This is a genomic window from Bacillus sp. S4, from assembly GCF_040838205.1.
Lineage (GTDB): Bacteria > Bacillota > Bacilli > Bacillales > Bacillaceae_G > Bacillus_A > Bacillus_A cereus_U.
On the sequence record NZ_JBFPJI010000007.1, the window covers coordinates 38610 to 50926 of the forward strand.

The following is a 12317-nucleotide window of genomic DNA, read 5'->3' on the forward strand; positions in this document are numbered from 1 at the left end:
TCGACTTACCGACAAAAACTGACAATGATCGCTCTTCCCTCTTAAAAGACAACAAAAAACCTCGATTCCACCACATGCGGAACCAAGGTTTATCTTATTATCATTGATTAAATTCAAGAACTATGTTAAATTAGTACAGAAACGCATTCTTAAAAAATAAGAGAATGTATTTATCCGTATCTTAATTGTACAACAAAATCTATTTTCAGTCAACCTCTATTTTTCACTTTTAAAGGAGTGCTTACCGTATGAACAAAAAACTTGATCAAGAGCAAAAACGCTTGGATACCGTAATAGAAACGATTACGGAGCAAATTGATAAACTGGAAAGCGAAACTGGCAGACGCCGGGCAGAAGTAATCAACATTCGCAAACACTTCTGGGATGATGTAAAAGTTAACACTGATACTTTTGACGATTATCTTGAAACAGTTATCAACTTAAGACAACAAGCTCAGTCACTAGCCGTAACACAAATTACCCATAAGCACACCTTTAATCGACTTGCCGCACTACGCCGTATGCATAAAGCACCTTACTTCGGACGAATCGATTTCAAAGAAGAAGGAGAAGTTGGTGCAGAACAAATTTATATCGGGGTGGCTACCCTTACCGATGCAAGCGGAGAAAACTTTCTTATATACGATTGGCGCGCACCCATTTCAAGTGTCTACTACGATTATCCACCAGGACCAGCTGAGTACAGTACACCAGGAGGCGTAATCCACGGCAATGTGGAGAAAAAATTACAATATATTATTCAAAATGGCGAGATTGATTCCATGTTCGATACGAGCCTCACAATTGGAGATGAAATCCTGCAACAAGCGCTCGGAAAAGGTACAAACAAACATATGCAAAGTATTGTTGCTACTATCCAGCGCGAGCAAAATGAAATTATCCGTCACGATGAAGGGCGACTACTTATCGTTCAAGGCGCTGCTGGTAGTGGTAAAACATCAGCTGCATTGCAGCGAATCGCCTACTTACTATATAAATATCGCGAATGGCTAAAAGCGGATCAAATCATTCTCTTCTCCCCTAACTCCATGTTCAACAGCTACGTGTCTAACGTATTGCCAGAACTCGGTGAAGAGAATATGCAGCAAGTTACATTCCAGGAATATTTAAACCATAGACTAAGCAAGTCATTTGACGTTGAAGATCCTTATGAGCAACTAGAATATATGCTAACTGAAACGAATAGCCCTGCCTATAAAACTAGAAATGCGAGCATTCGATTTAAAGCATCTACTCAATTTTTCGATATGATTAGAACGTACAGACAATCTCTTGAATCTTCAGGCATGTTATTTAGAGGAATGAAATTTAGAGGAAAACTGATTGCCTCTGCTAAAGAAATTAAAGAGCAATTTTATAATACTGATTCCTCCCTCCGCTTCCATAATAGAATCGAGAAGTTAACGGATTGGCTAAATAAACAAATAGATACAATCGAAAAAACAGAACTGAAAAAACCTTGGGTAGAAGAAGAAATTGAATTACTTAGTAAAGATGAATATCAAAAGGCTTATAAATACTTACAGAAAAAAGGAGAGTTTGACGACAATTCCTTTAATGATTATGAGAAAGAAACGAAAGTACTCGGACGTATGATTGTCCGCAAAAAATTAAAGCCATTGCGTAAAGGCGTTCAAACGCTACGCTTCATCAATTTCACAGGAATATATAAACAACTCTTCACAAATTCATCATGGGTTACTGAAGAAAAACCTAAAGAATGGGACGACATTTGCTCATCAACAGTAAACATGCTTGATGAAGGAAAGCTATATTACGAGGATGCGACTCCATTTTTACTTTTAAAAGAATTAATTGAAGGCTTCCAAACAAACAGATCCATTAAACACGTACTCGTAGACGAAGCACAAGATTATTCTCCGTTTCAATTCGAGTTTTTAAAACGTCTCTTCCCTGCAGCAAAAATGACGGTACTCGGAGACTTTAACCAAGCGATATTCGCTCATGCGAGGGAAACGGTTAATTTCAATACACTTACTAGCTTATACGGGCCAGACGAAACAAACGGCATCAACTTAACTCGTAGCTATCGCTCAACAAAACCGATTATTGAATTTACACGCTATCTCGTACCGGAAGGAAAGAACATTAACGCCTTTGAACGTGACGGCGAGAAACCTACAGTAACGAAAGTTTCTGATTACAACGAACTGCATGAACATATTACTGCCAAAGTCGCTGAATTACAAAAACAACAGCACAATACGATCGCAATTATATGTAAATCCGCAGCCGAGAGTGCCGTTGCCTACGAAGCACTCAGCCATATCGAGAATATTAAACTTGTGAAAAGTAACTCTGCTGAGTATGAGCAAGGCATTGTCGTTATTCCTGCTTATTTAGCGAAGGGTATCGAATTTGATGCTGTTATTATTTACAATGCCTCTAAAGATGTGTACAGTGATGCAAGCCTTCGTAGATTGTTCTACACTGCTTGTACGCGCGCGATGCATGAATTGCAGCTTTATAGCGTTGGTGAGGTTAGTCCTTTTGTAACCGGGGCTGATTTGGAAAGTTTTGAACTTATTACACCTTGATATAAATCAAGGTGTTTCTTTTTTATGCAGGACTTACAACTTAAAAATAGAATATATCATTTTAGAAAAAATTAAGGAGTGAAAAGATGAATCATTATTTTATCGCTATTTATGATGGCGTGTTTCCTGCCCAAAAATTACATACCATTTTACAATCTAATCCCACTTTTATCGACCTAAACGTCCGCACCATTTCAATTTCATCACCAAGACCATTCACTTTATTAGTTGGCACAGAACACGATGCTCTCACAACTGGACTTACAGACGAATACCACTTATTAACGAGAAAGTTACAAGAACTAGAAGAACAAGAAAAGTACTATTACGTTTATGACTATAAAATTAGAAAAACCATCGAGAATCCTAACCAAAAATGCTTTCCATTAGCCCATATCAATATAAGTGTTACGAATTTCCATAAGATGATTCAAAAAGTAAAAGACTTAAAACGACCTGTTTTTGCGGGTTATAACATCACTTCTCATGATGCAGACATACTTACGCTTGATGTACTTCTATCTTCACCTTTATTAGATCCTAACACTTCCGAAAAAGACGCGGAAGAGCACTTATATTTACAACAATTAGCCGAAACACTTTCTCGTTCTGAATTATGTACCTCTATTGAAGCGAGTTCACTTATTTCAACATAAAAAGAGGGTTATTTTTCATAACCCTCTACATACTACTGAATTCTTTTACAAACAACTTATATAATCATCAAGGTGTTTCTTTTCTTCTAAATGAAAGATCTTTACGTCGATAAACACTTAACACGACTCCTATTAATAGTGCATGAAATACAGTTGGTGTTAATCCATAACTAATAAAAGGTAAGGATATAGCAGCAATCGGTAATAGGCCTAGAATCATGCCCACGTTATAAATGAACTGAACTACAAAAAGAGTCATTCCTCCCACGAGAAGCAATTTACCATATCGATCATTTATTTTATAAGATATGACCATTAATCTTGCTACAAAAAGAGAAAGAATTAAGACAAGGACCAGTGCAAGCACATATCCATAATAATAAGTCAAACTTGCAAATACAAAATCAGTATCTGGATTAGGGATGAGCTTTACATCTCCATATGTACCAAACCAACCTGCTGACGACATTACCTCTTTTAAACGTATATACATAAATCCTGCGCCATGTGCATCACGCTCTGGATTCAAATACCCTAAAAATCTATCCAAATGATATCCTTTTACTGAGGGCCAGGAAAAAGACGCCCTTATAATCAATAAACAAATTGGTACAATTGTAATAATTAATGCCGTTTTCTTTCCTAACTTACTCCACCAAAGCATAACGAATAACATCGTGATATAAATAAAAATCACTGAAAAAGCTGCGCCAATTAAGAATAAATACAAAGAAAATAAATACAGCACTACAAGATACCTAACTTTCAATCTATTGTTATTGAAAAAAGAAGCCCAAGCTAGAAAAAAGAACGGTACTGCCATTAAACGATCAATTGCAATAGGACCAATTTTTATTATTGGTTCCCCAGTTATCCAAGCGTTCGGAAAACAATATAGCATTAACAAGATCAGTACCCCAATTGTATAAAACAACCATCCAAATCTCTCTAACTTCCGATAATCGATCAGCATCATCCCTACAGCTGTTGCAATACCGAGAATAACAGATATCACCTTATTCATTAGTAGATCATTCATATATCCAAAAGCTATAACCGGCAAAAATCCTAGCCCCATAGCAGCTACTAATAAAATAATAAGGAACCAATCAACCTTTGGCTTATGCAGTTTGTTAAGTTCCCGGCCAAGTTTAATCGGACTTCCCATTTGTTCCACAGCTTTATTTTCAGCGACTTCCTCACTTAACCCTTTTTCAATCCACATATTCTTCGCCTGTTTCATGTGAAAATCTAGTTCAGTTGCCACAAAGCTCTTTGCTTCTTTTGATTTAATATGATTGGTAACTTCCGTTAAAAAACGCTCCCCTTTTTTATTCAATTCCGCCTCACTCCTGTACTAAGCCTTTTAATATAAATCGTGCCTTCGTAGCATTCTTCTCTGCCTTTCGCAGCATCTTGTTTCCTTTATCATTTAATTGATAATATTTAGCTCCCGCGTGATCCCAGCTAGATTGGATAAAGCGATTCTGTTCTAGACGATGTAATAAAGTGTATAGAGACCCTTCATCGCCTTCGAATTTTTGAATCCCTCTCCCCCTCAGTAACTGCATCAATTCATAACCCGTTTTTTCATTCATAAGAAGTTGCAACACTGCTAAAAGGATATCTTCTTCCTTTTCGGACGATTGATTGATTTTTTCACGTACCCGCTTTCGATGCTGATCAGAAAAACTCAAATGTTTAAAAGTTGTGTTCTCCATTGATTTTCGCAAGCCTTTTAATCGATCTTCCATTTGATTATTCCTCCAATCCTTTCTTCAAAAGCTCCTTCGCTTTTTTCAGTCTAGTTTTTATCGTATTTTCCTTCACTTCTATTACAATCGCAATCTCTTTAATTGATAATTCTTCATAATAAAATAGATAAATGACTTCTCGATATTTTATCGGTAAATTCATTACTGCAGAAGCCAGCCTACGGTCCTCTGCATTTTGAATAACAGTTTGTTCAACACTTTCTTTTTGACTCCCAATATACGTAGACTCATCCTCTGTCACGATTACCTTTTTGTTATACCAACTTTTTATGTAGTCTTTACAATGATTAATCGCGATTCTCCACAACCACGTTTTCACATTCGATTTTCCTTTATATGTATGCAGAGATTTATAGCATTTCACAAATATATCTTGCGTTAAATCCTCCGCAACTTCTTTATTATTCACATATGAGTACACAAGCTGTAAGACTTCTTGTCCATACTTGTTCATTATTTCGTCGATAAGGTCCTCCTTATCTTCTATTTCAAACGCTTCTACCGTTAATTCATCCACATCATTTCCTCCTTCCCATATATTAGACGACGCACTGTATGGAAAAGTTTTATAAATACATAAAAAAATACGGATAGTAATGTTCATACCGTTTTGTTAAACCTTTATTTCAAGTTTTATACACGCCATTATAGTCTAACTCTCGGCTTCATATTCTCCTCTTCCTACTAAAATAGCATTTTTGTTTTAAAATCCGTCCCAGTAGTTGTCTGCAAATGTTTCAAAGTGATCATCCGTAAAATTAAGTAGATTATCTATAAATTGCAGGTCATTTGCCATCGCTTCCGCAATTACATCGAATTTGCCTCGTGGAATATCCCATTATTCTACCTTCCTCTCAAACAACAATTTTGTTTTCATTTCACCAACAATAATTACCAAATTTTACATAAATACATTTTTTTACTCTTTTAGTATATTAAATATAAGCTTCCTAAAAGCTGTTATACCATTTCCCTATCCTTATTAAGGATAGGGGTTTTTTTATTAAATTCTATTTATAAAATCACTCCAAATAAGAATTTTGTCAAAAACTTACATGCATCTGTTTTTCGTTGTATAATTAAATTATCAATATATTAGGAGTGTTAAGTGTGTCAGAAACAATAATGATTTTGTTATACATCTGTTTCGGAATGAGTGCAGTTTTTAGCTTAATAAAGGAATTTCGAAAGCCACAGAGAAGCCAGTTCCTGATTTTATTTGATTCTCTAATTTTGATAGGAGCTATATTTTTAATAGCTAGTATCTTTATCTAAATTATATAACGGACACTCTCTAGGGAGTGAAGCAGCTAGCAAAAGCTAACTGCTTTTTTAATTTAACTAACACTTTTGTTTGATTTTCATCCGCCCATATTAGGATTGATACATTCCCACATATAATCATCCAATTCAATCTCTACGTTCTTAATAATTTCACCCTTATAAAGATGGCTATGATTCAAACGCCCCACCCTAGAAACGTCATATAATGAATCCACAAACATCTGAATAGCCCATAAAAAAACCACCTAAAGGCTCCTCCTTCAGGTGGTTCTCTATTTTACGCTAACGCAGCTGCTTGTTCTTGTTGATCTACAGGAATTACAGCGTCTGTTAATGCTTTTTCTAGTTCAGCTGTGTATTTCATTTCGACGCTATCATCATTTATGGCGCCAATAAAGACAGATTATACAACAATTTCATAACAGTATGAATAAACAACTACCAACACCTATTACGAGTATAAAAAATCGGCTCACTACATAATACCTATGTTTTCAATGATACTCTATTACCACCGAACTAAATTTATATAATTTTAACTACATGATAGCAAGTTAATTTTCAAATATCTTCTTGCGCATAACCCTAAATTTATTATCCATTTGTATCATGCTTATAAATAAAAGATATCCTATCGATGCACCGATCATATTTATAGCAATCCGCCACACATCAAAAACATCAGATAAAGTTAGTAAATGTAATAACTCCCAAGCAAGAAAGGCCATAACATACCACTTACAAGCTTTCTTATAGTTAGTCACTTTATTAATCAACACTGGAACGAAAAATCCAAATGGAACTAACAATATTATATGTTGTAAAACGATTAACCAATAAGTTGAGTTTCCCCATAGACCCGGATGCGCAATAAAATCTTTAATTTGCCAAAGTGTTATTCCAAAAAGTTGTAACAGCGTTTCTAAATCAGATATATGTAAAAATTGCTGCCAAAATTCAATAGGACGATAGACAGTTCCACCTGTCAAACTACGAATAGAGTCAAATGTAGAAGTTGAAATAAACGCTCCTAAAAAGACAATAAAACAAATCATTATATAAGGAATACATAAAATTTTTGATACTACCTTTAATGGCCTAGGAACTTCGTATACCGATTGATTAATCCCTAAACCAATAACTTTTGATTCACCAAAACTTTGAATCGCTTTATACACCGCTTCTTTTTCGTTCATACCTTGTTCCATATATTCTTCTTTCAAGCTGTTCAAGTGATCATACATTTCTAGAAATAGCTCATCCTGCTCAATATTACTAAGTTCTGAATAAGCTAAAATGGACTTAATATACTCATCAAATTCACTCATAAATAACTCCTTTCTGACAAGCTTGAATTAATGATGTTACACGCTCCCAAGAGTTCACTTTCTTCTGCAATTCTTTTTTCCCTTTACTTGTAATAGTATAAAATTTCCTTTTCATCCCATTCTCAGATTGATTCCAATAAGATTCAAGAAATTCCTTTTTTTCTAATCGCTTTAAAGCTGGATACAAAGTTCCCTGCCCCATACTATACAAATCTTCACTTGCATCCTTTAAACTTTGAGCTATTTCATATCCATATGTATCACGTTTTGCAATGATAGAAAGTAATAAAATATCTATACTTCCCTTCAAGATTTCTTTGTCCAACAATACCACCCCCTTATATACATCGTATAACAACATATGTCGTTATGCAACATAGTTAGAAAAATAACCCATAAAAAAACCACCTAAAGGCTCCCCTTCAGGTGGTTTTCTATTTTATGCTAACGCAGCTGCTTGTTCTTGTTGATCTACAGGAATTACAGCGTCTGTTAATGCTTTTTCTAGTTCAGCTGTGTATTTCATTTGCTCTTCTTTGCTCCAGCCTAGTTTTGCAGCCATGTAGTTGATTACTGCTTCTTTCCACTCGTATACCCAGTGGATGTTGAAGAATACAGCGCCTCTGCGGCGTACGAAGAAGTCAACTGGTTTTGCTGTCATTTCGTAATCCATTGCGTATACAAGCGGGATAAGAACATCTAACGGCATGTTGTATTCTTTCGCTTCGTCTTTATGTTTTTTCGCTAAGTCGAACAGTACGTCAACGTTAGAGCCGTAGAATTTCGCAAATTCTTCAGCTTGAGCTGTCGTTAAACCATATTTCGTACCTTCTCCTGCTTTTTTCGCGATAAATGCTGAGAATCCGTGTGAACCACTTACATGACCACCAGAGATTGGCATATGTTTCGTATCGCTCTTCGGATATGCGCTATGTCCTTCTTTTTGTAATAGATTCGTTACGTAGTCTACTACCATTTCAGCCATTTTGCGGTATCCTGTTAATTTACCACCTGCGATTGTAATTAAACCAGATTCAGAAGTCCAAATTTCATCTTTACGAGAAATTTCAGATGCGTTTTTACCTTCTTCGTAAATTAACGGACGTACACCAGCCCAGCTTGATTCCACATCTTTTTCCGTAATTTTCACGCTTGGGAACATGTAGTTAATCGCATTAATGATGTATGTGCGATCTTCTGTTGTCATGTGCGGTACAGCTGCGTCTTTATCATAGAACGTATCTGTTGTACCTACGTACGTTTTTCCTTCGCGAGGAATCGCGAACACCATACGTTTATCTGGTGTATCAAAGTAAATCGCTTGCCCTAATGGGAAACGTTTTTGGTCAATTACTAAATGCACACCTTTTGATAATTGAAGTACTTTCCCTTTTTTAGAGTTATCTTTTTCACGAAGTGTATCTACCCAAGGACCAGCTGCGTTTACAATTTTCTTACCGTAAACTTCGTACACTTCTCCGTCTAGTAAATCGATTACACGTACACCGCATACTTTTCCATCTTTATATAAGAAACTGTCTACTTTTGCGTAGTTAACAGCTTTCGCACCGTGTTCAATCGCTTCTTTCATTACTTCAATTGTAAGACGCGCATCGTCTGTACGATATTCTACGTAGTAACCGCCGCCTTTTAATCCTTCTTGTTTTACAAGAGGCTCTTTATTTAGCGTTTCTTCACGGTTAAACATCTTTCTGCGCTCGCTTCGTTTTACACCTGCTAAGAAGTCGTATACACGAAGACCAATTGATGTACTAAATGACCCGAACGTGCCGCCTGTATGGAACGGAAGTAACATCCACTCCGGTGTTGTTACATGGGGACCGTTCTCATATACGATCGCACGCTCTTTCCCCACCTCTGCTACCATTTTCACTTCAAGTTGTTTTAAATAACGTAAACCGCCGTGTACAAGTTTCGTTGAACGACTTGATGTACCTGCTGCAAAGTCCTGCATTTCAAACACAATTGTTGATAAACCGCGTGTTGCCCCATCTAATGCAATACCAGAACCAGTAATACCTCCACCAATTACGATCACATCTAACTCTTGTTTATTTACTCCGTTTAATACGTCTTTACGTTGTTTACTTGAAAATTTCATGGTAATTCCTCCCTTTGATAACGAAAAAAGAGACCACGAACTCCGCTATAGATTTCGCCTCTATAGCGTGTTGTGGTCTCTCCAAATCTCCTACCGAATTATTAACTTGTCATCATTATAACACTGTTTATGATTATTTGAAAGCTTTAGTTGCTTCAATTGCCTTTTTCCATCCAGCATATAGCTCTTCGCTTGTTTCCGCTTCCATTGCCGGTGTAAAGCGTTTATCCATATTCCACTGCGCTTTAATTTCATCTTGGTTTTTCCAATACCCAACCGCAAGACCAGCTAAGTATGCTGCACCTAAAGCTGTCGTTTCACTGATCACTGGACGCTCTACAGGAACGTCTAACATATCGCTTTGGAACTGCATTAAGAAGTTATTCTTAACTGCCCCGCCATCAACGCGTAATGTATTCAGTTCAATACCTGAATCTGCTTCCATCGCGCATAGTACATCTTTCGTTTGGTATGCTAAAGATTCTAGCGTTGCACGAATGAAATGCTCCTTCGTCGTACCGCGCGTTACACCAAACATAGCGCCGCGTACTTCACTATCCCAGTACGGTGTACCTAATCCTACGAATGCTGGTACTATGTATACACCTTCAGTTGATTCAACACGGCTAGCATACACTTCACTCTCACTCGCATCTTTAAACATGCGCATTCCGTCACGTAACCACTGAATTGCAGAACCTGCTACGAAAATACTTCCTTCTAATGCGTAATTCACTTTACCATCTAAACCCCATGCAATTGTTGTTAATAGGCCATGCTCAGAAGCTACTGCTTTTTCGCCTGTGTTCATTAACATGAAGCAACCAGTCCCATAAGTATTCTTCGCCATACCTTCACCGAAACAAGCTTGTCCAAATAATGCTGCTTGCTGGTCACCAGCTACACCTGCAATCGGTACATTTTGACCGAAGAAGTGGTAATCAATTGTTTCTCCATATATTTCAGATGATTGACGTACTTCTGGAAGCATGCTCTTTGGTACTGTTAACATGTCTAGAAGTTTATCATCCCACTGTAAGTCGTGAATGTTAAACATTAATGTACGTGATGCATTTGAGTAATCTGTTACGTGCGCTTTCCCGCCAGACAATTTCCATACAAGCCATGTATCAATTGTTCCGAATAATAACTCGCCGTTTTCCGCTTTTTCTCTTGCACCTTCAACGTTGTCTAAAATCCATTTTACTTTCGTACCAGAGAAGTATGCGTCAATTAAAAGACCTGTTTTTTCGCGAACCATCTCGCTATAACCTTTTTCTTTTAACTCATCACAAATTTCAACTGTTTGACGAGATTGCCATACGATTGCGTTATAAATTGGTTTTCCAGTCGTTTTATCCCATACAACCGCTGTTTCACGTTGGTTCGTAATACCGATACCAGCGATTTGTTCTGGCTTCACATCTGCTTCGCTTAAGCAAGTTGCGATAACTGCTAAAATAGATCCCCAAATTTCTTGTGCATTATGCTCAACCCAGCCTGGCTTTGGAAAATGTTGCGTAAACTCTTTTTGAGCTGAATGAACGATTTTTCCTTCTTTATTGAAAAGAATTGCGCGTGAGCTTGTTGTTCCTTGGTCTAATGAAAGAATATATTTTTTCATATCAGTTTCCCCCTATGCTACTTTTCTACTATTTGTAGTAGTTTCACTTTTTTTACTTGTCATATAAGAGATTGCTAGTACAATCACAGTTGCAATAATCACATAAATAAGTGCTGAATTTTGTTTTCCTTCAAATACAACTTGATGGAATAATCCTGCAAGTGATCCACCTAGAATCGGACCAACTACTGGAATCCATGCATACTTCCAGTTTGAACCGCCCTTTCCTGCAATCGGAAGGAAGAAGTGTGCAATACGCGGGCCTAAATCACGAGCCGGGTTGATTGCGTATCCTGTTGTTCCACCTAATGATAAACCAATACTTACAATTAAGAAACCTACGATAAATGGATTTAAACCATCTGCAAATTTATTTGCTCCAATTGCTAATATACCAAATACTAAAACGAATGTTCCAATCATTTCACTTAAAAGGTTTGTAAATGTGTTCGGAATTGCTGGACCTGTTGCAAATACGCCTAACTTTGTTCCTGGATCTTCTGTTTCTTTCCAGTGTGGTAAGTAATGTAAATATACGAGAACTGCCCCGATAATTGCCCCAATCATTTGTGCTGCGATATACATAGGTACGTCACTCCATGGGAACGCTCCCTTAAAAGCAAGTCCTATCGTTAAAGCCGGATTCAAATGTGCCCCACTAATTGATCCAACTGCATACGCTGCCATCGCTACCGCTAAGCCCCAGCCCATTGTAATTACAATCCAACCAGAATCTTTCGCAAACGATTTCTTTAAACTTACACCAGCGCAAACACCGCCACCAAGTAAGATTAACAACGCAGTCCCTATTAACTCTCCTAAAAATGCTGACATAGTATCCCTCCACTATCAATTTTAACGTTTTCAAATGCGATAGAGGTAAAATGAATGGCCATTCGTTTTTTTTCAAAAGAAAAAGATCCACAGCTTACATGCTTCTATATAATAT

11 protein-coding genes are annotated in these 12317 nt (G+C 36.9%); 2 read left to right on the forward strand and 9 right to left on the reverse strand.

Translation table 11 applies throughout. The features are described 5' to 3' along the window. The first annotated feature begins 248 nt into the window (after nt 1–248). The gene (gene helD / locus AB3X48_RS02220) at nt 249–2579 is read left to right on the forward strand and encodes an RNA polymerase recycling motor HelD (protein ID WP_016104085.1); all 2331 of its coding nucleotides are present in this window, start codon (nt 249–251) and stop codon (nt 2577–2579) included. 86 nt (nt 2580–2665) lie between these two features. Then, nucleotides 2666–3235, forward strand: coding sequence for a hypothetical protein (locus tag AB3X48_RS02225; RefSeq protein ID WP_016104084.1), 570 nt, complete (start codon nt 2666–2668; stop codon nt 3233–3235). Nucleotides 3236–3302: 67 nt separating this feature from the next. On the opposite strand, the gene AB3X48_RS02230 is transcribed toward AB3X48_RS02225, so the two are convergent. The 9 genes from AB3X48_RS02230 to glpF all read right to left on the reverse strand — a co-directional run bounded on the left by AB3X48_RS02230 (nt 3303) and on the right by glpF (nt 12202). Then, nucleotides 3303–4574 (reverse strand): FtsW/RodA/SpoVE family cell cycle protein, encoded by a 1272-nt coding sequence (locus AB3X48_RS02230; protein WP_016104083.1) that lies wholly within the window; start codon nt 4572–4574, stop codon nt 3303–3305. A 7-nt stretch (nt 4575–4581) separates the two neighbouring features. Then, nucleotides 4582–4989 carry a PadR family transcriptional regulator gene (locus AB3X48_RS02235; protein ID WP_002159014.1) on the reverse strand — a complete coding sequence of 136 codons (408 nt, stop codon included), beginning with the start codon at nt 4987–4989 and terminating at the stop codon, nt 4582–4584. Between the two features lie 4 nt (nt 4990–4993). Continuing rightward, nucleotides 4994–5527 carry a sigma-70 family RNA polymerase sigma factor gene (locus AB3X48_RS02240; protein ID WP_016104082.1) on the reverse strand — a complete coding sequence of 178 codons (534 nt, stop codon included), beginning with the start codon at nt 5525–5527 and terminating at the stop codon, nt 4994–4996. 844 nt (nt 5528–6371) lie between these two features. Then, nucleotides 6372–6539, reverse strand: coding sequence for a hypothetical protein (locus AB3X48_RS02245; protein WP_016104081.1), 168 nt, complete (start codon nt 6537–6539; stop codon nt 6372–6374). Between the two features lie 309 nt (nt 6540–6848). Further along, nucleotides 6849–7622, reverse strand: coding sequence for a VanZ family protein (locus tag AB3X48_RS02250; RefSeq protein WP_016104080.1), 774 nt, complete (start codon nt 7620–7622; stop codon nt 6849–6851). Then, nucleotides 7615–7947: a PadR family transcriptional regulator gene (locus AB3X48_RS02255; protein ID WP_016104079.1), complete on the reverse strand. Its 333-nt coding sequence runs from the start codon at nt 7945–7947 to the stop codon at nt 7615–7617. The genes AB3X48_RS02250 and AB3X48_RS02255 overlap by 8 nt, the downstream gene beginning before the upstream one ends. 114 nt (nt 7948–8061) lie before the next feature. Beyond that, on the reverse strand, nt 8062–9744 hold the full coding sequence (gene glpD / locus AB3X48_RS02260) for an aerobic glycerol-3-phosphate dehydrogenase (RefSeq protein WP_002202891.1): 1683 nt from the start codon (nt 9742–9744) through the stop codon (nt 8062–8064). 133 nt (nt 9745–9877) lie between these two features. After that, entirely contained in the window at nt 9878–11368 is a 1491-nt protein-coding gene (gene glpK, locus AB3X48_RS02265; protein ID WP_002159019.1) for a glycerol kinase GlpK, read from the reverse strand. A gap of 12 nt (nt 11369–11380) precedes the next feature. Continuing rightward, nucleotides 11381–12202 (reverse strand): glycerol uptake facilitator protein GlpF, encoded by an 822-nt coding sequence (gene glpF / locus AB3X48_RS02270; protein ID WP_002159020.1) that lies wholly within the window; start codon nt 12200–12202, stop codon nt 11381–11383. Nucleotides 12203–12317 lie beyond the last annotated feature (115 nt).

Coding starts and splice junctions, on each gene's coding strand:
- glpK (WP_002159019.1), bottom strand. CDS start 11,368: ATGAAAAAATATATTCTTTCATTAGACCAAGGAACAACAAGCTCACGC.
- glpD (WP_002202891.1), bottom strand. CDS start 9,744: ATGAAATTTTCAAGTAAACAACGTAAAGACGTATTAAACGGAGTAAAT.
- glpF (WP_002159020.1), bottom strand. CDS start 12,202: ATGTCAGCATTTTTAGGAGAGTTAATAGGGACTGCGTTGTTAATCTTA.
- helD (WP_016104085.1), top strand. CDS start 249: ATGAACAAAAAACTTGATCAAGAGCAAAAACGCTTGGATACCGTAATA.
- AB3X48_RS02250 (WP_016104080.1), bottom strand. CDS start 7,622: ATGAGTGAATTTGATGAGTATATTAAGTCCATTTTAGCTTATTCAGAA.
- AB3X48_RS02235 (WP_002159014.1), bottom strand. CDS start 4,989: ATGGAAGATCGATTAAAAGGCTTGCGAAAATCAATGGAGAACACAACT.
- AB3X48_RS02225 (WP_016104084.1), top strand. CDS start 2,666: ATGAATCATTATTTTATCGCTATTTATGATGGCGTGTTTCCTGCCCAA.